Raw genomic sequence first — 22,038 nt, forward strand, 5'->3', positions numbered from 1 at the left:
AAATGTCATGACACTTCACTTGGACCCCGCCCTACTTGCAAGACTTCAGTTTGCCTTTACCATATCGTTTCACATCTTGTTTCCGGCTTTTACCATAGGCCTGGCAAGCTGGCTGGCGGTGGTGGAATGGCGATGGCTTAAAACCGGTGATGAGACATACAGGGATGTCTACCGGATGTGGGTAAAGATATTTGCCGTGACCTTCGGCATGGGCGTTGTCTCCGGTATAGTTCTTTCCTACCAGTTCGGTACAAACTGGTCCGTCTTTGCCGATAAAGCCGGCAATATCATAGGCCCGCTTCTGGGGTTTGAAGTACTGACCGCCTTTTTCCTGGAAGCCTCTTTTCTGGGAATCATGCTGTTTGGATGGAACCGCGTCAGCCCCAAAATGCATTTTTCCGCCACAGTAATTGTGGCCTCAGGAACCCTGGTTTCCGCTTTCTGGATCTTGTCAGCCAATTCCTGGATGCAGACCCCCCAGGGATTCTTTATAGGCGATGACGGCCTTTACTATCCCCTCAACTGGCTGGCCATTATTTTTAATTCATCCTTTCCCTATCGCATGATCCATATGGTGACTGCGGCATACTTGACAACGGCCTTTGCCGTGAGCGGGGTGGGCGCCTTTTATCTGTATCGCAAAAAATTCACTAACCAGGCAAAGGTCATGTTCGGCATGGCGATGCTCATGGCGGTATTTGTTGCGCCGCTCCAGCTCCTGTTCGGAGACCTTCACGGCCTGAACACGTTCAAGGAGCAGCCGGTCAAGGTAGCCGCCATGGAAGGCCTGTGGGAAACCCAGGAAGGTGCGCCGCTGGTATTGTTCGGCTGGCCGGATGAAGAGAGGGAAACCACCCGGTTTGCCGTTGAAATCCCTAAAGTGTCCAGTCTTATTCTCACCCATCACCTGGACGGAGAGGTCAGAGGCTTGAAAGAATGGCCCAAAGACCGCCGACCACCGGTTGCGCCTGTTTTCTGGTCCTTCCGGATCATGGTGGGTGTGGGTATGATGATGATTCTAACCGGGGTTATAGCCCTTTTTCTGTATTGGAAAAAACGCCTGTTTGACTCCCCGTGGTTTCACCGCTGGTGTATGTTGATGACGCCGGCCGGTTTTATTGCGGTTCTTTCAGGATGGTTTGTAACGGAAATAGGCCGCCAGCCGTATATCGTTTTTAACTCTCTTTTGACGTCTGAATCCATATCCCCGGTGGCAGGTATTCATATCAGTCTTTCGCTGATAGCCTTTATCATCATTTATGGTTTAGTATTTGGTGCCGGCATTTATTATATCTTCCGCCTTGTCCAAAAAGGACCGGTTCCCGAAACGGAAACCCCATACGGCGGCCATGGTATTGAAGCCCCACCCCTTGTTTCAGATGTTGTAACGGCAAAAGGAGAAGACCATGTTTAGTTTTGAAGGGTTTATTGATCTGCCCCTTATCTGGTATGCATTGATTGGTACTGCCATTTTTTTATATGTTCTGCTGGATGGATTTGATCTGGGTCTCGGCATCCTGTTTCCCTTTGCACCGTCTGAAAAATGTCAGGACCGCATGATGGGATCCATTGCCCCGTTCTGGGATGGGAATGAAACCTGGCTTGTGATGGGCGGCGGCGGACTTTTTGCGGCCTTTCCCCTTGCCTACGCCATTTTAATGCCGGCGTTCTACATTCCCGTCATCTTGATGCTCCTGGGTCTGATTTTAAGGGGGGTTTCCTTTGAATTCAGGTTCAAGGCCCACGACCGATCCAAAAAACGCTGGGGCTATGTTTTCCATTTGGGCTCCCTGGTTGCCACACTCACCCAGGGAATGATGCTGGGCGCTTTTGTCCAGGGAATCAGCGTCACCGGAAGAACGTTCAGCGGCGGACCATTTGACTGGCTCAATGCTTTCAGTGTCATGACCGGGGTTGCCTTAGTGGCCGGTTATGCCCTACTGGGTGCTGCCTGGCTGATTATGAAAACCGAAGATGTGACCCAGCAGTGGGCGCGCAAATGCACCGGATATCTGTTCTGGCATGTGGCCCTTTTCATGGGACTGGTAAGCCTTTGCATGCCGATCATGGATACGAGAATCCGAGAGTTGTGGTTCAATCCGCTCAATTTCATTTATCTCAGCATCATGCCGGTCTCTTGCATGGTCATGTTTTGGATGCTGTGGAAGGACCTTCGCAACAAAAATGAATACCGGCCCTTTTTCCTGATTCAGGGGATTTTTCTGATGAATTACATTGGCATCGGCGTCAGTACCTGGCCTTGGCTGGTGCCCTACCGGGTGACCTTTCGCCATGCCGCGGCCGCACCGGAATCACAGTCCCTCCTGCTGATAGGAGCAGTGATCATGTTGCCGGTTGTGCTTGCCTATACCGGTTATTGTTACTGGATATTCCGGGGTAAGAGTTCCCATGAAACCTCCTACTAAAAGCCTCAAACAATGGCTCTGGTTTGCAGCGCTCTGGTGCGGTGGACTGCTGTCCTTTGCCCTGATTGCCGCGATTGCCCGCTGGATTGTCCGGCTGGGATAAATGACTTGAGAACTCTTTAGCGCCTGTTTAAAAATTAATTGATCATTATGAATTCTTTTGAAAAGAAATGAAATGAGATCCTTCAAACGCCGCCAATTTTTAAAAACCCTGTCTTTAACGCCTTTATCCCTGTCTTTATTTCTTCCTGCTGCCAAAGCAATGGATTGTAATGTACTGCATCCCTTGATGCCGCCGCAAACTCAGTTCCAAGGACAATGTCCGGTTTGCGGCATGGTTCGACCAATGTGGGCGCGAACCTGGATCAGGTTTAAGCCTCTTCAGGGGGTAGAACAGGTCTGCTCTTTTCATTGTCTGGCCGACTGGATTATAAAAACAGGCCGGAATCCAACCGATATTATGCTCGCGGTGTATCACAATCCCGGGAAGATGATACCTGCAGACAAAGCGTTTGTCGTTCTGGGGTCGGCTGCGGCAGGCACCATGAGTCCGGTTTCCAAAATCGTGTTTGATGACAAGACCAAGGCCGCTGAATTTGCTGAGCACTGCGGTGGTGAAATCGTTGATTTCCCGGGCGCGCTTGCTGCGGCTAAATCCAGCGTCTTAAAAGAAAACACGATGGTCAAGGCCCGGCAGCTTAAAAAGGGCAAGATCGTTGAACCGTCCGAGACAGACAGATGTCCGGTCTGCAATATGTTTCCGGCCCGCTACCCCTATGGCAAATGTCAGATACAAATAAAGAGTGGGAAAACGTTTCACTTCTGCTCGACCCAATGTTTATTCGCCTTTATGGGAAAGCAGTCCCTATATGTGGATACGCCGGTGGAACCTTTTTTAATTTGGGTGGTGGATCGCAATTCCGGCATGTGGACCAGTGGCCGAACCGCATTTTATGTGATCGGATCGTCAAAGGTATTCGGCCCCATGGGGTATGAGGCGTTTCCCTTTAACTCAATTGCTGAAGCATCAGCATTTGCTGCCGAGAACGGCGGCACTGCCGTCGGCTATGGTGGGGTCAGCGTTGAAAAAATTGTGCCGGAGTGGCGGTATCCTCTTAAGGTCTTCAAAACAACTGAATGATCAAAAAAGGGCTGCAATCCCATCCAGAAGAAGAGATGCGGCCATGCCGATCATGAGCATGCCGGAAAAAAGATCAAAGTGCCGCCGGTAACGGCGGGCGATGACAGAGGCTCCCGTACCCAGAAGCAGCAGTCCCGGCAGTGTTCCCAGACCAAATGCAAGCAGAAACAATCCGCCCTCCATTGGCCGACTGGCAGCCAATGCCCTTGAAAAGGCAGCAAAAGACAGGCCGCAAGGAATGAAGCCCATAAACATTCCGGTAATAACCATTAACCAGCGATCGGATCTTTGAAAGGCTGAACGTACAATAAAGCGGTAACCCGGTATTATCTGGGGATTCGATATCATGAGCCATTCAGACTGCCCCAGGATGCCCAGCTGGCCAAGGCCAAAGAGAACCAGAAAGATGCCTGCCAGCAAAGAAAAAACCAATTGTATGCGGGCCAGGGTTGCCAGGTAGTCGAGACCTGTAACCGAGGCAAGTTTTGCCAGTGCCAGGCCAAGACTTCCCATAAGGACACCAATGCCCGTGTAGGTTATAATCCGACCGGCGTGGTAACATAGATGGGAATCGAATTTTCCTGATTTACCGGGAAATGCAAGGATAAGCGGACCACACATGCCGAGGCAATGTCCTGTTCCGGAAAGGCCCAGCAAAAATAAGGACAACAGGGAGGATGCTTGCATCATTCAAGGGTTCCATTCGTGGGGCATGAATTGATTTGGGTTGCTTATCACTTTTGAGTATAGTACCGAGGGATGGGTAGTGCGTCAACCAAGGAAGCGTCTGCTTAAAAAATAAAAATAATTCGAAAAAGCTTTGCACCGGATAAAAAAGGAGGAAATTTGTTAAAGCGCTTCATTAAAAAAATAATGGGTACCATAGCACTTTTACTCACATTTGCGCTGGTATTGCTGCCTATAGCGGGAGCTGAGGCTTTCGACGGAAAACACCCCCAGAGCGGCCTCAAGCCCTTAGACGAAAATAGACAAATGCAGATAAGTCCCGGGGATCGTTGTCCGGTTTGCGGAATGACTGTAATTCAGTATCCAAAATTTAATTGTGCCATCCAGTTAAAAAATGCAACCACTTATTATTTTTGCACGACCGGTTGTATGGTTCGTTCTTGGATGCACCCTGAAATATACCTGGGCACGGCCAGGGATATGCTTGAACGACCCATCGTTAGAGAATACTTTTCTGGACAGCAGATTGACGCCCGTGACGCAGTACTTGTATATGGTTCTGATGTCATTGGCCCCATGGGGCCGGCCCTCGTACCTCTTTTGGATGAACGTTACCTGACGGTTTTCAAAAGACGGCATGGCGGTAAAACCCAGGTTCTTCTCAAGGAGCTGACTGATGACAGGTGGTATGAAATGACAGGCAAAAAAATAGCAGAATAAATGAAGCGCGAACCCTGCGATCGATTGGACACATCCAGATATGGCCTGATGGTGATAACCCTGGTAAGCTTTATTGCGCTTGCTGTTATGACCATACTCACTATCCATACCCATCGCGACTCCCGGCAAACAACCCGGATGTGGATCACCTATTTAGCACTCCATACCCCTGCCGTTCTTCCATCAGGCCATGTATTACGAAATAGCGGTTATTCAGGTCCGGCAATTGACCGGCGTCACAGTCCATATTTGCCATTGATGGATTTTTCCCTGGAAAGCATAATGGTCGGCAGCCTCAAACCGGAAAGAGGAGAGATGCCATTAAAAGACTGATGTTTAATACCATGCAGATCTGGGCTTTCAGGGATCTTTTGCGGCGGCCTTTTGAGTCCCTTCTCCTTGGCATCACATTGACATTGACGGTTGCAATATTGGGGACCCTGCTGCTATTTCCACGGGCCCTGCATGATACGCTCAACACCTTATTAAAAGCGACACCCGCCATTATCCTGAGACGCTTTGATGCCACAGGCTTTTGTCCCTTGCCGGTTCAGGCGTCGGTCCTGGCTGCGGAAAACGTTATCGGGGTCGTTTCTGTAAGGCCCAGAATCTGGGGCGTGGTCAATGGCCCGAATGGCCCATTGACCATCGTAGGGATATTAGAAAACAAAATACCCAAAGCCCTTGCCGACAGCTTGACCCGCCTGCCGGAGCCCGGTCAGGTGATCATCGGGTTTGGCGTTTCCACCGGCCCATCTACCGACACCCTGGAATTAAAAGGCGAAATCAGCCGGAACTATCAGGTCATTGATCGGTTACCTGAAAAAACAAGCATGTTTACCCACGACCTGGTACTGATGAATCCTGAGGATGCCCGACAGCTGATCGGCCTTCCCCAAGGCTATGCCTGTGACCTGGCCATTGACGTTTTCCATGAAAATGAGCAGGACGCCATTTTATCAGACCTGACCGCGTCGTTTTCCTGGCCGGTGGAATGTGTCACAAGATTACAGAGCCAAGGGCTTTGTGCAGGCCATTTGAATCGCGGCAGAACGCTTGTCGCCATTGCAGTGATTCCTGCTGTGCTGGCGTTGTGTCTTCTGGTTGCGGTAAACACCCGAAAATCAATGGGACGGCAATCGGATCTTGGTGTCATGAAAGCAATAGGCTGGACCACAGGTGATATTATCCGATTTCAACTGTATCGGGAATTATCTGTCTGCCTGCCTTCGGCCGTTGTGGGCATCTGCCTGTCCTTTGTTCTGGTATACGGACCCGGCGCAGGTTGGGCCGCTGATTTTTTCCTTGGCTGGAAAACTCTGCCCCCCTCCCTTTACCTTGAAATAACGGGAGCTGCAACCGTTGTGCTGGAAATGGCAGGGTTGATGCTGGTGCCAATGATTGCGTCGGCTTTTTTACCGGCATTAAAGGGCGCAACCTCGGATGTTCATGATATGATCAACGATGCAGGTAGTCGATGAGTTCGGAAATTACATGCCACGATGTGAGTGTTGTTTTCCCCATGGGCAACAAAAAAAATCGCCGCGTACTGGACAAGATCAATGTCAGTTTTCAGGCAGGCAAAATAAACATTATCACCGGCCCTGTTGGTGCCGGCAAAACCACCCTGCTCAATATCCTGGCAGGGCTCTCCCGGCCAACATCGGGGGAGGTGATTGTAAACGATGAGAAGGTTTCCCGGTGGACCGGACCCCACAGGGAGCGATGGCGGCGGCAAGCGGGCATTGTTTTTCAACACGACCATCTTCTCCATGACCTAACGGTGCTGGAAAATGTCATGCTGCCCTTGATTCCCCTGGGGCGCTCCCTGGCCACATGCCGAAACCAAAGCATGGAGGCACTTAAACAAGTCGGGATGTTGCACCATGCAGGCAGTTTAGCCAAATCCCTTTCAGGGGGGGAACGCCAGAAAACAACCATTGCCAGGGCAATCGTAAACCAGCCGGGTTTTATCTTTGCGGACGAACCTTTTGCTCACCTGGATGCCGAAAGCAGCAAACAGATGATGAATCTGCTGCATCATCATGCCTGTCAAAATGCGGTTGTGATCGTTGCCGCCCATGGTTTAAACCTGGAGACACTCCCGGAAAACCACCTTTGCTACCGGCTGAAAAACGGTGTACTGAACCCATTGAGTTCCTGAGGCGTATCATGTTTTGGCACCCCCTGTTGCTGGCCGTCATATCATCACAATTTATGGCACTGCTTCTGTTGCTTGCGGCCTGCCCCGCATGGTTGAACACGGCACTGAACTGGGATCCGCTTGTCGCCGACCATCGGCAATTGTCACTGGAAACTAAGGCCGAAGGCGCCTCCATATTGGGAAGGGCCGCTTTCGGGTTATCCTTATTTTCAGGGGTGCTCCTTGTTTTCGGTATTGCCAATATCTTTCATGAGGATATTCCCGGCGCAATGTGCGGTACCGGCGTGTGTCAGGCAATGTCCGCCGATGGCAGCACCCGATTGCTGTTGTATAACGGTCTCTTAATAATGTTGATGAAGCTATGGTATGAACTGGACAAACTCAATCGCATGCTTGCTGAGATGCCGTTAACCCAAATATCCGCCCGCCTGTTCCTGACCATTCCCGTGGTGGCTGTATTAACATTAAAACAAACCTATGACTCTTTTGCAGGGATCAGGCCGAACCAGCCGGTCGACTGCTGTGCCGTTGTTTACGATCAATTTTCAACCATAGAACAGGCAACCAGTATTTTTGGCCTGGGGGATCATGTGTGGCTCATTGCTTTCATTGTGCTTAACATACTGCTTTTAATTGTGTCAGTGGCCTTAAGCGTTTCAAGGATTGACCGTCCCTGGGAAAGACCCGCACTGGCCGTCATCACCTGGCTGTGGCTGCCGGTGGCAGCACTGATACTGGTCAATGTTCTGTCAGCCTATCACTATGAAGTGCTTCACCACCATTGCCCATGGTGCCTGTTCCTTCCCGAACATCATATGGTTGGTTATCCGCTTTATGGCGGAATGACCCTTATAGGAATGGAGGGGGTTACACTCTTCATACTTCCTATTTTAGTGAAACACGACACCGGCATTTACCGGATCGCAGTGAATCTTGGCCGCCAGGCAGCAAAAAAAATCGCCATAGCACAACTTCTTTTTCTGATTATAGCCGTTCTGCCGGCCATTATCTGGCGGCTGCGCTATGGTGTATGGATGTCTGGATGAAGCACCTACGGCTGGCATGTAGATCCATACTATGCCCGCTCAGAATACAAGGAACAACCAAAACTTAAACGAATAAGGATAAATCGTGTAAGGAACAAACCACGATTCCATCCGATTATTGAACAAGTCCGGCCATGAATCAGGTTGTTTCAATATATGAAAAATATCCTTCCGGGTAGAGGCATCGGTTGCCCGACGCCTCTACCCGGAAATAAAATTCTTTAAAATCAGATTCTGATACTCGATGATCCAGTTTTTTTGAGGGAAGAACAGGTAATCAGTATTGAAAAATGCAAAGGCTGGTCAAGTCGATGCTATAATACCAATTTTCCAAACTGATATCTCACTCATCGGTTGGCCAGCCTTCAATGAGCAGAGTAAAATAAATGTTATTTGAATACAATAGTTCAATTGCAGTATAACACCTCATTTATGAAAATAAGGAATGAGGCGGATGTGTTAATAAATAAGCTGTTGCCGTTTGTTGAAAAGTATACTGATTCACTGAATACTGAATTAACACAGTCATCCCCAGGAATGACCTTAAGCAAATCACAAAAATTCTGGCTGGGTTTCTGCATCACTGGAATCATCTTGACCAGCAGCATCAATTGGGCTGCTTTTTCACGTATCAGTGTGGGATTGTATAAAACTACAGCTCTTTCCTGGATGTTTCGCCATTCTAAAATTGCTTGGGAGCATCTGTTTCATCTCAGCCTTAAAATTATTTTCAAAGTATATGGCATTACCAAAGGTGTTGTCAGTATTGATGATTCCGATAAAAAGCGTAGTAAATGCACAACAAAAATTTTTGGAGTCCACAAAATAAAAGACAAATCAACGGGTGGTTTTTGCATGGGGCAAGGCTTAGTATTTTTGGTGTTGATAACACCAAAACTCAGCTTTCCAATTGGCTACGCCTTTCATATTCCTGATCCAAAAATCAGCGAATGGACCAAGGAGGATAAAAGATTAAAAAGGCTGGCGTACCAAAATCAGAACGCCCAAAAAAACCGGTGCGCTCAGAAGAATATCCTACCATTCCAATGATTGCCAAGGCTCTTTTAAAAATATTTGTAGAGAAACACCCGGAAATAAAAATAGAAGCGATTGTTGCAGATGCCTTATATGGGAATGCTGAGTTCATGGATGAAGCGTCTAAAATTGCAGGAAACGCCCAAGTTATCAGCCAAATAAGGTACAATCAAAATATTTTACTCAAGAGCGATAAAAATCAGTTGAAACATATTTTAAAAATATTCAACCAATTCAAAAGACCATACATGTACGTGGAGGTAAAGAGGTTGTTGTACTCATTAAAAGTGCCAGAATACATGTGTGTGCTCATAAGAAAAAAAAAAGATTTGTCATTGCAATAAAATACATTGGAGAAAAGGACTATCGGTATCTTGCCGCTTCGGATCTGACCTGGCGATATCCTGATATCATAGACGCATTTACACTCAGATGGTTAGTAGAGGTTTTTATTCAAGACCATAAGACGAATGAAGGCTGGGGAAATTTGACCAAACAACCTGATGAAGACGGGTCTTACAGAAGTTTGACCCTGAGTCTGTTGGTTGATCATTGTCTCCTGCTTCATCCTGACCAGGTGGCCTCGATAAATAACAAACTGCACGCAAGAACTGTTGGCAGCCTATGTGACACCGTCAAAGTTGACTGCATCTTATCCTTTGTCGAACAAATCATTCATAGTGATGACCCAGAATCCCATTTCAAGCAGATCTCGGTATTTTTAAAAGAGCATTTTGTAAAGGCAAACGATTCTCAAAAGCACATGAATCTAAATTCTTGGGGGAATTATCAATCCGCCCCATCATTAAAATACAAAGCATTCTGTTAGCATGGGGATAATAACTGCCAGCGAGGTCTCATGTCAATTTTTAAAAACTGGATCATCGAGTGATATGATTATACTATTTCCTAAATATATTCTTCAATTTGTTTTTTCTATTTTTGGGAATTAATATGGCTCATTTCCCAGGACAATTGGTCTGTTTATCTATATTCACCTTCATTACTCAACTTTCGGAGGAGTAAATTTACACCCCCAATAATTCCTCAGGCCTACTTGAAAAACCGAAATACTTGAGAGCTTGGCCCATTACCTGATCAAGCATCACTTGAACCATACGCTCGGTAAAATTAAATAATTGCCGAATATTTACCAAAGCTAAACGCATGATCCGCTCCAAAGAAACCATAAAAGACAAATTGGTCATCTCATCGTTACAGGCCCTGAAGAGCTCCCCGAATGATCTCTGATCCATACATTGCCGCTGATAAAGGCTGAGAATATTATACCTGGCAATAACCAGAGATGTATGGCCCACAAGGCCATCGTAATTTCGAATTTGTATTTCCTTCACCAATTTTAAGTGCTGTTTGCACATTTTGAAAAAGACCTCTATATCCCAACGTTTGCCGTACAGACGAATGATTTCTTCATTAGGAAGGGCCAAATCTGTCGACAGGAGTGCAAGCCAGCCACGTTTTTTATCACAGGGAACAAAAATGATTTTTGCCTGCTTGCCGTTGGAAAGAGTAACAATAGCTTGGGCTTTGACTTTTGCTCTTCCTCGTTTTTTCTTCAATTTTCCATAGAGTTCGGACAGCCTAAGCTTTTTGCCTTGATATTCATAAAGCCATTTTGGATGATCTTTCAGCATGCATATGACGTGTATGTATTCCCGCAAATTTGCGATTGCTGACGGCATCGAAAACCAACTGTCCATTAAAATATACTTAGCCCGGACACCCATATCAAGGGCTCTTTTTACCATCGGTACGAGATGGGCTGTGGTTTTGTAACCGCTTCCTGGCGGCGATGATATCCGCAGGTCCTTTTATCAATATCAGGATTTATTTCATTGTATCGATTCTTTTTGTCTACAGATGATAAAAGGGCAAAATCAAGTCCAAGAAAACTGTTACCGTCAGACCAGCCAAGAGTCAGCATCCGGAATCCTTTGATGTACTTCATATCTGTATGATCAAACACCCGGGATAAAAGCTCGACTTTTTAGAACGGTTTCTGCTATAGGTAGAATCGTCGAAGATAAGAACTTCTTCAGAAGAATCATCAAGGAGCTTTCTGATGATAAAATAAATTCGGCGGCAGAGCTGAAGGGTAAACCGCCGCCAGTTATATGTTGGAGAGTTCAAAAATTGTAAGCGGCGTCCTTATCGACCTCAACTTTTTATTTTTCACAATGCCCTGGTATAAATTCTTGTTGTGAAATGCCAAGTTAAATAGGGCTGTGAAAATGGCAAGCGGTGAGGCTCCTTTGGTTTTAACGATTCCTGATTGATTCAATAACTTACCAATTTTGAATTTTGTAAAATAATCATTGAGTACGCCGATTTGTTCTGAATTTGTCATTTGATTTTCTACGTTGGTAAGGGTAGTATTCATTTTGGCGAATTTCCTTTGTATGAAATGTTTGTTTAGTGGTAAACAAAGCGTATCATATAAAGTGAAATTCGTCAATTTAAATAATAAAATCAGTTTGTTGTGTTTTTATTCACTATCATTTTTAATCACCGAAAGTTGAGTTCATTATAATCTGTGTTTGCGGCATTGCTGGTGCAGTCTGCAAGGCTCAAGGCTGCACAGCCCACAGCCCCCCCCCTAAGAAAACGGAATTTTTTCCGGTTTATGACCTGATCAAACCCAATGTGATATTCTGGTCCAATGTATTTACCCAATACACCCAGAGTCGAAGAAGATATTATCAACGCAATGCATCGGTGCTGGCCATGAAGTTACAATTTCTTTGCTCGCCTCCGGCGCTGCTGATTTTGAAAAAAAAATTATTTTCCAGCAACATAAAAAAAGAAAAGGAACAATGGCGGTTACCCAAATGTTGTACACGGAAGCTATATCAAGAATGAAACCTGGTGACGTTATCACTTTTGGTGGTAAGGGCGAATCTTCTGAAACTATTAAATTTTCCACATTTTTTGATGTGTCTCACGTTGGTGTTATTCTCCTTTAATGAACTTATTACCAACTGAAAGAAGATACGAATAAAAAAATTAAGCGTTACAAATACAGCGAATCCTTCTCATTGGAATATATAGGGCACTAACAAGGTAGAGCTGAGCAGATCGGCCGTTGGTGCGAATAGAACCGACTACAAGATTGTATATGCGACTTGACGAAAAACTGGATCATCGCGTAAAAACCCGCGCGTAAGCGCGCTAAGTTCTCTTTCTGAAATGTATAGAATTAATAGTATATAGCACAACATAATTATTGTAATAATTTAAGGTTTAAACCTCTATCAGGAGTAAAAATTAATGAAATCGTCGAGCATTGCCAAAAAAATATGGTTCAGCCTGGGCATCCTGATCATAGGGTATCTTATATCCATGGTCGCCGGGTTTTACCTGGGGTTAAAAATAGAAAATAAACTAATCGTGGCCTCTGATGCACTTTTTCCGGCAACTATGCACAGCAACACAGCCTTGAACTCCTTTGAAAAACAGATAAAAGGCTATAATGATGCCATCCTCATGGGGGAAGAATCCATTTTCGCCATGACCCGAGAAAAAGCGGATGAAGTCCGTGCCAGCCTTGAATCCGTAATTGAAATGCCCGACATCAGCGAACCCCTTAAAACAGATATGCAGCAGACCATCAAAGAACTGGCAGCATTTACCCATACGGCCCAGTCCTATTATGGTGCTGTCAGCCGGGAAGAAGCTGAAATGGATGCTGAAAAAATGGGTGCGTTAGCGGCCCAAACCCAGGTGATTCAGAAACAACTCACCCAGTACAAAACCGAACTGACACAAGCCCTCAAGGACAATCTAACCCATATCGGCGAATCATCAAAAGACCAGAGGATGATGAACATCTGGTTGTTTCTTGCCGTGGTTATCGTATCCGTGGTCAGTGCCTGGTTAATCATCACCCGGGCGGTGATCGGCCCAATCAAAAACACCGTTACCATGCTCCAGAACATTGAAGGGGATCTGACCAAACGTCTTGATATCAAAAATAAAGACGAAATGGGTGATGTCGCCAATGGTTCAACACCTTTATTGAGAACCTCCAGTCCATCATCACTGAATTTGCAAAGAATGCCACCGTCCTGAATACGGCCTCAGATACCCTGGTCAACCTTTCCGCCCATATGACCGAAGAATCCCAGGGGCTTTCGAACAAATCCAATACAGCCTCCTCCGCAGTCCAAGAAATGAGCGAAAACCTTAACTCAATGGCTGCTGCCATGGAAGAAACCAGTGCCAACACTACAATGGTGGCATCTGCTGCAGAAGAGATGAACGCCACCATTAACAATATCGCCAAAAATACAGACCAGGTCAAAACCATTTCCAATACAGCTGTTAGCCAGACTCAGAATGCCTCAAACAAAATGAAGGAACTGGCCTCCTCTGTCAAAGCCATCGGCATAGTCACAGAGGCGATCACCGATATCTCTGAGCAGATAAATCTTCTAGCCCTGAATGCCACCATTGAGGCTGCCCGGGCCGGTAGTGCAGGCAAGGGATTTGCCGTCGTGGCCAACGAAATAAAAGAGCTGGCCCTGCAGACCGCTAAATCCAGCGCAGATATCAAGAGCCAGGTTCTCGAAATCCAGCAGACCACAGATTCTACCGGTTCTGAAATCGACCAGATTACACAGGTGATCGCTACTATCAATGAAAATATAGACACTATTGCTCTGGCCGTGGGGGAACAATCCGAAACCACCCGGAACATTGCAGACAACATTGCCCAGGCATCCCAGGGCATCCAAGAAGTCAATGAAAACGTAAACCAGAATTCCACCTCTGCTGCTGAGATTAACAATATTATCCACGAGGTGAATCAATCTGGAACCGAAATTTCAGGCAATTCCGAAAAGGTAAACCTTAATGCCCAGGATTTAAAGAAAATAGCTGATGTGCTTAATGGGATTGTCAGTCGGTTTAAAATTTAGAATCCAACCTTTAAGACCCGAAGATATAAAATTAAAAATAATTTTTCCCGGATTCCTTGGGTGAATAATCCGGGATGTCAAAACTGCCTTTTTTATCCCTTTCTGCCCAGGCATGATACAGCAGAAAAAACGGGCAGCCCACTACAACTAAAACTAAAATCATGCAAAAAAAGGAGAGCAAAGAATGAAAAAAAACGTGAATGGTTGATCCTCATCACCATGGCGCTGCTCATGATGATCCCCATGTTAGCAGCGTCCCCAGCCCGGGCCGGCGGTGTAAAGGTCATTACCAGTTCAAGTACGCCTGTGGATTCCATTGACCAGGCCGATGTAAAAAAAATTTTCCTAGGTAAAACCAAATCCTGGCCCGATGGAAATCCAGTTGAATTTGTAGTGCTTAAGTCCGGTGACGTCCACGAAAATTTCCTTAAATCCTACGTCAAAAAGAGCGCATCCCAGTTTAAAACCTACTGGAAAAAACAGGTGTTTACAGGTAAGGGAAAAAACCCCACAAGTTTTGGTTCTGAAAACGAACTGTTGGCCTATGTGACTGGGAAAACCGGGGTAATCGGATATGTTTCCGCCGAAACAGACACGGCCGATGCAAAAATATTAAGTGAACAATAAGGAGATGTATATAAAATGAAAAAAAAAATTATCGGAATTGCTGCAGCAATTATTTTAGCAGGCACCTGCCTGATTACCACCAGCTCATTTGCAGTGGAACTGGGAGGCGTGGATATACATGGGTTTATATCCCAGGGATTTATCATAAGTGATGAATATAATTACCTAGCCCACAATTCCACAGACGGCAGTTTTGAGTATAATGAAGTGGGAATCAATTTTTCAAAAGAATTGACCGAGCAGCTCCGTCTGGGCATCCAACTCTTTTCAAGGGATATTGGGGATGCCGGAAATAACAAGGTCACCATTGACTGGGCCTATGGTGATTATCGATTCAAGGACTGGCTGGGGTTCCGGGCCGGCCGGATAAAACTCCCTTTGGGCCTTTATAATGAAACCCGTGATATTGACATGCTCAGAACCAATATTGTCATTCCCCAGTCCATTTATCCCGACCTACTCCGGGATACGGTTATTGCTGCCAACGGCGTCAGCCTGTACGGAACTATTGATTTATCCTCTGTAGGAAGCTTGGAATACCAGGCCATTGCAGGTCAGGTCAACATTGACAATGACAGCGGATTTGAAAAATATTTCGAGCACCGCACCGATGATTTCGGTACTGTCGTTACTGGTGACTCAGACTCGGACATCACCTATTCAGGGGCCCTGCGCTGAAACACCCCCCTGGAAGGACTCATCATAGGCCTTTCCGCTTTGCAAAGTACCGTTGACACCCCTATGGACGCTTATTTTGGATTTAGTTTTTCGGGAAATACTGAATCAGAAAATACCTTTTATACCGCCAGTATTGAATATACCTGGGAAAATCTTGTAGTCGCCGCCGAATACCAGCGTTATGAAACCGATTCTATCGTGAGCAACTCTAGCGTGACCTTGCCGGAGCTCTCCACTACCAGCGAAGGATATTATCTGTCCGCCTCCTACAGGTTCACGGACCTATTCTCACTTGGAGCCTATTATTCAGTATTTTACGCGGATAAAAACGATAGGGACGGTGATGACCTTGCTGTCAGGAGCGATGCCTGGGAAAAGGATTTTGCCCTGTCCCTTCGGTTTGACATCAACGAGTATATGATATTCAAAATAGAAGGCCACATGGTCGATGGAACTGCAAGGGTTATTCGTGCCGATGATAACGCGGGTACCGATGAAGATTTTACCTATGGCGTTGCCAAAGTAACCTTCAGCTTCTAGACCATAAAATCATACCGGACTCTATCCATCCAGTGCGGTTACACCGGGCGGGTTTCATAAAAGACCAGTGAACCCACCCGGTTTCTTTTAAAACAAGATTAATCTTAACAATCCGATTTAACTCTAAAAAATACATTCATAATTTTTAGTAAGGGGGATCACATCCCATGCTTTTTTTTCAGGCCCCGGAATTGGTCATAGGATATTCCAAGGTTTGCTGCGGCCTGTTTCTGGTTAAACCGAGCCTCGGTCAGGGCCTGGGATAAGCGGAAGCGTTCAAGGGCAAGCACGGCCTTTTTCAGCGGCAAACCAGCCAGTTCCGCCAATGGCAGGACAGCATATTCATCGGGGTCCAGTGCCTTTTCTGTATCCCGGATTGACTTTCTATCAGCAGACACATCAGCTGCCCGGCTTTCAGCTCGTCCGACTGATGGCGTCCCGGGCCCAGGCCCGGGCAAAGGTCCGTATGGTGACACAAACGGTGAAAAACCAATTCGGGTAATGACCTGGCCGTTTGTTTTATACACAGCGCGTTCCACCACATTTTTCAATTCCCGGACATTACCGGGCCACGCATGGGATTCAAGGTCCTGAACCGCTTTTTTCCCAAATTCCGGCACTTGATCAAATCCCAGTTCAAAGGCCATGCGTCCGGCAAAATGATTGGCAAGCAGCATGACATCGCCTTTGCGCACCCGCAACGGGGGGACATAAATCACCTCAAAAGAGAGACGGTCCAAAAGATCCTGTTTAAAATGGCCAAGCCGGGCCATTTGTGCCAAATCCACATTGGCAGCCCCCACGATGCGAACATCGGTATGGACAGGCTTAACTGCCCCCACCCGCTCAAACCGGCCGTATTCCACCACCCGAAGAATCTTTTCCTGGACTTCCATGGGGATATTTCCGATTTCATCCAGAAACAGGGTACCGCCGTCGGCCTGTTCAAACCGCCCGATGCGGCGGGTACCGGCCCCGGTAAACGCACCTTTTTCATATCCGAAAAGCTCGGATTCGATCAGGGTAGCGGTTAGGGCAGCGCAGTTCAGCGTAACAAAAGGCTTTTGCCAACGCCGGGATAAAAAATGCAGCCGCGCGGAAGCCAGTTCCTTGCCCGTGCCGCGCTCTCCTAAAATCAATACAGGCCGGTCAATGGGCGCTACCCGGGAGATCTGCTCTTGAAAATTTAAAAACGCCTCGGACTGCCCCAGAGCCTCGGACATACTCACAGACCCGGTACTGTTATCCATGGAATCGGTATATGCCAACCCCACCCCCCCTGTTAATAGTTAATTTAACCAAATTTTAGTAATTTATACTATATCACGACCAATATCACCACTCAAAAATTTTTTATAAAAAAATATAACCAACCGAAACTCAAGGTAAATATGACAATAACACCTTGTGGCACATTTTCTGCTTTAATAAAATTCAAAAACCGAGAGTAGAAAAAGTCAAATAACTTATAAAAGGAGAATAAAAATGGGTATTTTTACACGCTTCAGAGACATTGTATCTTCAAACATCAACGCCATGTTAGACAAGGCCGAAGATCCTGAAAAGATGATTAAGCTCATGATCCGGGAAATGGAAGACACCCTGATTGAGCTTAAATCATCCTGTGCCGGCACCATTGCCAATCATAAAAAAGTGGAACGTTTAGGGCAGGATGTCAGGGAAAAAGAGGCATTCTGGAACGAAAAAGCAGAACTGGCAGTAACCAAAGGACGTGATGATCTCGCCCGCCAGGCCCTGATGGAAAGACGCAGATTCAGCCAGCGTTTGGACGCTGTGGAAACAGAACTTGTTGACCTTTCAGCCATGGTGGATCAGTACAAAAACGACATCACGGAACTTGAAAACAAGCTGAAATCTGCCCGGGAAAAACAGCGCATGCTGGTCCAGAGGCATATCCGTGCCCAGCATAAAAAACGGGCCAGACAGGAAATCCGCAGGGCAGACTCCACCGAAGTAATCAAAAAATTCGAAGAAATGGAAAATCATATTGAACGTATGGAAGCCGAAGCCGACCTAGTTGATTTTGGCAGACGATCCAGCCTTGAGACTGCCTTTGATGACCTCGCAGCTGACGAGGAGATCGAAAATGAACTCAATATATTGAAATCCTCCCAATCCGGCGCAATTAATGATACAAAATCCTGAGCCTAACTTTGACAATTCCAAAGGAGGAATATGAGCAGCATATTCATTGCAATCATCAATGTCGGCGGGTCAATACTTGCCTTGGTTATTCTGGGAATAATCATCATCGCCATTATCCGGGCAGCCAGAACCGGAGGGCTTTCAAAAAATGATAAAGACTCCCGGGACGAAGAGACAAGAATGATCCAAGACATATACAATGCCCTGCCAAAAATGGAGGAGCGGATTGAAGCCCTTGAAACCATCCTCATTGAACGTGGGCACCAAAACCGTTAACGGCTGTTTTCAACACGCCTGAAAGGATAAAAAATGAGATACCATAAAAACCGTTATCGCCGTGCAGGTGCAGGCATGGGGGGGGGGACAAAATATGGCGGATTCCGTCAGAGAATGGACCGCCTGACTGCATCCGAGGGCTTCTACCGCTCCAGGCGAGGCATTATCTTCGGCGTTTGCCGGGGCTTGGCAGAACATTTCAATTTTTCAGTATTCTGGACCCGGGTTGTTGTACTTGTCCTGTTTTTATTCACTGGATTCTGGCCCGTCGGCGTCCTTTATTTTGTTGCAGGGCTTCTGCTGAACCCTGCGCCTGTCATTCCGCTGGAAAATGAAAGTGACGAAGAATTTTATCAGTCCTATACCCGATCAAGATCCTCGGCCATCCAGCGGATTAAAAAAAAATTTGACAATATTGACCGTCGGATTCAGCGCATGGAAGATACGGTTACATCAAAAGAATTTGATTTTAAGTAAAAATAGTGTTAGGTCAAGGGCGGAACAATAAAACGTATTGTTCTTTTCCTTTTTTTCGCCTGCCCGGCAACGGGCAGGCGTTTTTTTATGCATCAAAAATTTAATCGTTTACAAAACTGTGCCCGATATTCCACGAGTCAATCACGATTTCCCTGATTTTAGGCCGAATCAGTACTCTACTCTACCCAATTTGACACTACCTGTTCGCGAATCAATCCCGCTATCGGGGGGATCAGCCGACTTGTCTGGGCCTATCCGAAGGCCTATGCTGAATCGCGCAGTACGGACCCTTATGCTGCGTGGTGTGGGAGGGAGGAACCGCAAGGCTCCTCCCCTATCCCGATCGGTTTTGGTGTTTGAATTAGAAGTCAAACAGCTCACCTAAAAAACCACCTTCTTTTTCTTTTTATGGTATTCATAATCTCGTGAATCCTGTGAATATTGTTTTGACCTGCTCTCATCATGCATAGATTTTTGTTGTGGTGATGCCGCACTGGAGCGTTCGATTCTTTTATTCAGTTCACCACGATCTAACCAGACGCTTCGGCATTCCGGACAATAATCAATGTCTATACCTTGGCGATAGAAAATCGTGGTCTGTCCCCAATTTTTCAATTTTTCCCAATTTTTCTTTATTGACTCCATTGGGGTTGAACGTAGCATTTACTTAAAATTAGCCTGGAAATTATAATGACCATATCCGGTAATCAATTAGTTCTGAAATCTTCGGATACAGATCTGCGCTTCATGGCACCAATGATATCGCTATTGAGAATTCTTTGTATAGAATAGCCAATAAGTCACAGTTATTTCTGCCCAACTTATTTAATCTGCGGTCCTAAGGCCCTATACCGTAGATGATCGGAAGCAACCAGGAAAGCGTGATCCACATTATCAGGACCAGTGGCACTCCAATCCGAAGAAAGTCATTGAAGTGGTATTTTCCTGCGTTCATGACGAGCAGATTGGTCTTGTAGGCCATGGGGGTGGCATAGCTCATATTTGCACCAAACAGTACCGCAAGGACAAACGGTTCGGGTGGTTGCCCCATTTGGGTAGCAATGGAAACGGCGATGGGGGTGCCAATGACCGCTGCTGCGTTGTTGGAAACGATGTTGGTAAGAATGCCTATCAAAAGCATCAACCCGCTGATCACGAAAGTCGGCGAAGTGTCCCCTGCCAGAGTCACAAAAATTTGTGCCAGGTAATCCGCACCGCCGGTCTTGAGCAGCGCAACTCCGATGGCAAGACTTGCGGCCACGATAAGGATGACCTGCGCATTCAGTGCATTCGTGGCATCTCGCCATTCCAGGCATCCGGTGAAGATCATCATCAGCGCTCCGAGCGGTGCGCTGATGGCGATGGGCAGAAACCCTACGGCGGCCGAAACAACAATGCCCAGCATAATGAGCAGGGCCACCGGTGCCTTCCGTTCAAAAGGCAGATCCGTCGTGGCATCGAGCACGAGAAAATCCTTTTCTTTTTTGAGACCGGCGATCTGTTCCCGGGGGCCCTGAACCAAGAGGATATCCCCGCCCTTCAGACGGATATCCCCAATTTTATCGTATAACTTTTCGGGGTGCCTGCTCGCCCTGTGTATGGCCAGCGCAATCATCCCGTACCGATCTGCGAATCGGATTCCGTTAAGAGTTCTTCCCGCAAATCGGGACCCTTCAACAAGAACAACCTCCGCGATCTGCTGATTTTCATCCTCTAACGGGTGTTCATCGTCAACAGGTGCGACCATGGCGTCATCCGCATAGAGTGTTCCCTCCAATACCTTTTCAAATTCCTTCAGACGATCGGGCGTGTCACGGATAATCAGGTGGTCGCCAGCTTTCAGTACCAGGGTGGGAAAAGGTATCAGGAAGTTGTTAAGCCCGCGTTCTACGCTCAGGACTTTCATGGACCCATCGACTTTTTTTCTGGCGTCGGCCAGTGTCATTCCTTCAATCGGGGTTCCTTCTATAACGGCAAGATGGGCGGAGAAAACCCTGAGGGAGGTGTCTGCCAGGGTGGGTTTACGCTCCGGTATAATCCGAGGCGCAACGAGCCAGAGATAAACGATGCCGACGCTTCCGGCAATGGCCGCCGGCACCATGAAATCAAACATATCCATCCGCTTTAAGCCCATGTCTGAGGCCACGGAGACTACCAGCAGATTCGTGGAGGTTCCGATGGTGGTGCACGTGCCCCCCAGCAGAGTTGCGAATCCCATGGGCATCAACACGGAAGAAGCCTTCATACCCGTACGCAGGGAAACGTTGATCAAAATAGGAAGAAACAATACGACAACGGGGACATTGTTTATGAACGCGCTGATAAATGCCCCAACCACAAGGGTCAACAGCAGGGAAAGACTCGGGCTCACCTTCCAGAGCCGTGCCATCACCCTTCCCACAGGTTCCAGCGCCCCCGTGCGGACAATTCCCTGTCCGGCGATCATCAAGGCGCAGACGGCAACCAGCGCCTCGTGTCCAAAACCCTGGAAAAAGTCCACGGCGTGTAAAACGCCCCCGTCCACCTGGAACGGAAAGAGTTCGAACCCAACAACCAGACCGATGAGCACCAGGAAACTGGAAGACTCAAGGGGTATCTTTTCACGGGTGAACAGAATCAGTGCTACGACGGCAAGGATTAGCACGGCCACGGCATGGGCATTGGGCGGCGGAGGAAGGATCATATCGTGTAACTCCATGTTATAATCATTTGCTATTTTATTATTTTTTCTAAAAGTTCTTTTGCGCGTTTTTTATATTCTTCTTCACTAATATCACCATCATCAAGTGCTTTTTTCATCCTTTTAAGTTTTTCATCTGCAATTTCTCTTTCTTCATCTGAAAAATTTTTCCATGCCTTCCATGCTTTTGAAATAGCTTCATAAGAAAAGGTTCCACCTGTAACAGCATAAACAACAATCCAACCTGTAGCTCCAATAACACCAGCAGGTGCGAATGCGGGTATACTGAGCAAAACACCAACGGCAGTTGCACCAGCTAATAACGATTTTATAAAAATATTATTTTGAATCGAAAGAGGGATGAATTTTAAGACTACTTCTTTGATTTGTTCTGCTGAAAGACGAGCCATGAAATGATCTCCTACTTATTAAGTTAAT

Annotated in this window: 25 protein-coding genes and 1 pseudogene; 20 read left to right on the forward strand and 6 right to left on the reverse strand. The window is 46.7% G+C overall.

The features are described 5' to 3' along the window. Positions 1–7 precede the first annotated feature (7 nt). The 3 genes from EYB58_RS00400 (at position 8) to EYB58_RS00410 (ending at position 3,567) form a co-directional block, all read left to right on the forward strand. Positions 8–1,414 carry a cytochrome ubiquinol oxidase subunit I gene (locus EYB58_RS00400; RefSeq protein WP_111960402.1) on the forward strand — a complete coding sequence of 469 codons (1,407 nt, stop codon included), beginning with the start codon at positions 8–10 and terminating at the stop codon, positions 1,412–1,414. Continuing rightward, a complete protein-coding gene (gene cydB, locus EYB58_RS00405; protein WP_111960400.1) occupies positions 1,407–2,426 on the forward strand; it encodes a cytochrome d ubiquinol oxidase subunit II in 1,020 nt (339 codons plus the stop codon). The genes EYB58_RS00400 and cydB overlap by 8 nt, the downstream gene beginning before the upstream one ends. A 175-nt stretch (positions 2,427–2,601) precedes the next feature. After that, positions 2,602–3,567 carry a nitrous oxide reductase accessory protein NosL gene (locus tag EYB58_RS00410; RefSeq protein ID WP_111960398.1) on the forward strand — a complete coding sequence of 322 codons (966 nt, stop codon included), beginning with the start codon at positions 2,602–2,604 and terminating at the stop codon, positions 3,565–3,567. Here the strand turns inward: EYB58_RS00410 and EYB58_RS00415 are convergent, their stop codons facing one another. Continuing rightward, positions 3,568–4,257 carry a sulfite exporter TauE/SafE family protein gene (locus EYB58_RS00415; protein ID WP_111960396.1) on the reverse strand — a complete coding sequence of 230 codons (690 nt, stop codon included), beginning with the start codon at positions 4,255–4,257 and terminating at the stop codon, positions 3,568–3,570. 156 nt (positions 4,258–4,413) lie between these two features. On the opposite strand from EYB58_RS00415, the gene EYB58_RS00420 reads away from it, so the two are divergent. From EYB58_RS00420 to EYB58_RS23700, 8 genes are all read left to right on the forward strand, one after another. Then, a complete protein-coding gene (locus EYB58_RS00420) occupies positions 4,414–4,974 on the forward strand; it encodes a nitrous oxide reductase accessory protein NosL (protein WP_111960394.1) in 561 nt (186 codons plus the stop codon). Then, a complete protein-coding gene (locus tag EYB58_RS00425) occupies positions 4,975–5,307 on the forward strand; it encodes a hypothetical protein (RefSeq protein WP_111960392.1) in 333 nt (110 codons plus the stop codon). Further along, a complete protein-coding gene (locus EYB58_RS00430; protein WP_111960390.1) occupies positions 5,307–6,455 on the forward strand; it encodes an ABC transporter permease in 1,149 nt (382 codons plus the stop codon). The genes EYB58_RS00425 and EYB58_RS00430 overlap by 1 nt, the downstream gene beginning before the upstream one ends. Next, the gene (locus tag EYB58_RS00435) at positions 6,452–7,138 is read left to right on the forward strand and encodes an ABC transporter ATP-binding protein (protein ID WP_111960388.1); all 687 of its coding nucleotides are present in this window, start codon (positions 6,452–6,454) and stop codon (positions 7,136–7,138) included. Before EYB58_RS00430 ends, EYB58_RS00435 begins: the two co-directional genes overlap by 4 nt. 8 nt (positions 7,139–7,146) lie before the next feature. Continuing rightward, the gene (locus tag EYB58_RS00440) at positions 7,147–8,184 is read left to right on the forward strand and encodes a hypothetical protein (protein ID WP_111960386.1); all 1,038 of its coding nucleotides are present in this window, start codon (positions 7,147–7,149) and stop codon (positions 8,182–8,184) included. 432 nt (positions 8,185–8,616) lie between these two features. Further along, positions 8,617–9,234: a hypothetical protein gene (locus EYB58_RS23690; RefSeq protein WP_242637499.1), complete on the forward strand. Its 618-nt coding sequence runs from the start codon at positions 8,617–8,619 to the stop codon at positions 9,232–9,234. Beyond that, positions 9,231–9,563, forward strand: coding sequence for a hypothetical protein (locus EYB58_RS23695; RefSeq protein WP_242637500.1), 333 nt, complete (start codon positions 9,231–9,233; stop codon positions 9,561–9,563). Before EYB58_RS23690 ends, EYB58_RS23695 begins: the two co-directional genes overlap by 4 nt. Next, on the forward strand, positions 9,521–10,048 hold the full coding sequence (locus tag EYB58_RS23700; RefSeq protein ID WP_242637501.1) for a hypothetical protein: 528 nt from the start codon (positions 9,521–9,523) through the stop codon (positions 10,046–10,048). Before EYB58_RS23695 ends, EYB58_RS23700 begins: the two co-directional genes overlap by 43 nt. 199 nt (positions 10,049–10,247) lie before the next feature. On the opposite strand, the pseudogene EYB58_RS24635 reads toward EYB58_RS23700, so the two are convergent. After that, positions 10,248–11,620: pseudogene (locus EYB58_RS24635) on the reverse strand (IS4 family transposase). A gap of 361 nt (positions 11,621–11,981) precedes the next feature. Between EYB58_RS24635 and EYB58_RS00455 the strand changes: the two are divergent. The 6 genes from EYB58_RS00455 (at position 11,982) to EYB58_RS00480 (ending at position 16,001) form a co-directional block, all read left to right on the forward strand. Beyond that, the gene (locus EYB58_RS00455) at positions 11,982–12,203 is read left to right on the forward strand and encodes a hypothetical protein (protein ID WP_111959431.1); all 222 of its coding nucleotides are present in this window, start codon (positions 11,982–11,984) and stop codon (positions 12,201–12,203) included. A gap of 304 nt (positions 12,204–12,507) precedes the next feature. Continuing rightward, positions 12,508–13,308: a HAMP domain-containing protein gene (locus EYB58_RS00460; protein WP_111959433.1), complete on the forward strand. Its 801-nt coding sequence runs from the start codon at positions 12,508–12,510 to the stop codon at positions 13,306–13,308. A 101-nt stretch (positions 13,309–13,409) separates the two neighbouring features. Then, entirely contained in the window at positions 13,410–14,156 is a 747-nt protein-coding gene (locus EYB58_RS00465; protein WP_163354542.1) for a methyl-accepting chemotaxis protein, read from the forward strand. 60 nt (positions 14,157–14,216) lie between these two features. Beyond that, positions 14,217–14,783 (forward strand): type 2 periplasmic-binding domain-containing protein, encoded by a 567-nt coding sequence (locus EYB58_RS00470; protein ID WP_131071976.1) that lies wholly within the window; start codon positions 14,217–14,219, stop codon positions 14,781–14,783. 15 nt (positions 14,784–14,798) lie between these two features. Then, positions 14,799–15,461 (forward strand): hypothetical protein, encoded by a 663-nt coding sequence (locus EYB58_RS00475; RefSeq protein ID WP_111959439.1) that lies wholly within the window; start codon positions 14,799–14,801, stop codon positions 15,459–15,461. 39 nt (positions 15,462–15,500) lie between these two features. Beyond that, positions 15,501–16,001, forward strand: a complete 501-nt coding sequence (locus tag EYB58_RS00480) for a hypothetical protein (protein ID WP_111959441.1) — start codon at positions 15,501–15,503, stop codon at positions 15,999–16,001. A 158-nt stretch (positions 16,002–16,159) separates the two neighbouring features. On the opposite strand, the gene pspF is transcribed toward EYB58_RS00480, so the two are convergent. Continuing rightward, positions 16,160–17,275, reverse strand: a complete 1,116-nt coding sequence (gene pspF, locus EYB58_RS00485; RefSeq protein WP_242637505.1) for a phage shock protein operon transcriptional activator — start codon at positions 17,273–17,275, stop codon at positions 16,160–16,162. 211 nt (positions 17,276–17,486) lie between these two features. On the opposite strand from pspF, the gene pspA reads away from it, so the two are divergent. From pspA to pspC, 3 genes are read left to right on the forward strand one after another with little or no spacing between them, the layout of a single operon-like run. Then, positions 17,487–18,167, forward strand: a complete 681-nt coding sequence (gene pspA / locus EYB58_RS00490; protein ID WP_111959443.1) for a phage shock protein PspA — start codon at positions 17,487–17,489, stop codon at positions 18,165–18,167. 30 nt (positions 18,168–18,197) lie between these two features. Further along, positions 18,198–18,443, forward strand: a complete 246-nt coding sequence (locus EYB58_RS00495) for a phage-shock protein (RefSeq protein WP_111959445.1) — start codon at positions 18,198–18,200, stop codon at positions 18,441–18,443. Positions 18,444–18,476: 33 nt separating this feature from the next. Continuing rightward, complete coding sequence (gene pspC, locus EYB58_RS00500) at positions 18,477–18,920, forward strand: envelope stress response membrane protein PspC (protein WP_111959447.1); 444 nt, start codon at positions 18,477–18,479, stop codon at positions 18,918–18,920. Between the two features lie 381 nt (positions 18,921–19,301). On the opposite strand, the gene EYB58_RS00505 is transcribed toward pspC, so the two are convergent. From EYB58_RS00505 to EYB58_RS00515, 3 genes are all read right to left on the reverse strand, one after another. Continuing rightward, on the reverse strand, positions 19,302–19,583 hold the full coding sequence (locus EYB58_RS00505) for a TFIIB-type zinc ribbon-containing protein (RefSeq protein WP_242637506.1): 282 nt from the start codon (positions 19,581–19,583) through the stop codon (positions 19,302–19,304). Positions 19,584–19,758: 175 nt separating this feature from the next. Continuing rightward, entirely contained in the window at positions 19,759–21,618 is a 1,860-nt protein-coding gene (locus tag EYB58_RS00510) for an SLC13 family permease (RefSeq protein ID WP_207309112.1), read from the reverse strand. Between the two features lie 14 nt (positions 21,619–21,632). Beyond that, the gene (locus EYB58_RS00515; protein WP_111959451.1) at positions 21,633–22,010 is read right to left on the reverse strand and encodes a gas vesicle protein GvpG; all 378 of its coding nucleotides are present in this window, start codon (positions 22,008–22,010) and stop codon (positions 21,633–21,635) included. Positions 22,011–22,038 lie beyond the last annotated feature (28 nt).

This window comes from Desulfobacter hydrogenophilus (assembly GCF_004319545.1).
In the GTDB taxonomy this organism is placed as follows: Bacteria; Desulfobacterota; Desulfobacteria; order Desulfobacterales; family Desulfobacteraceae; genus Desulfobacter; species Desulfobacter hydrogenophilus.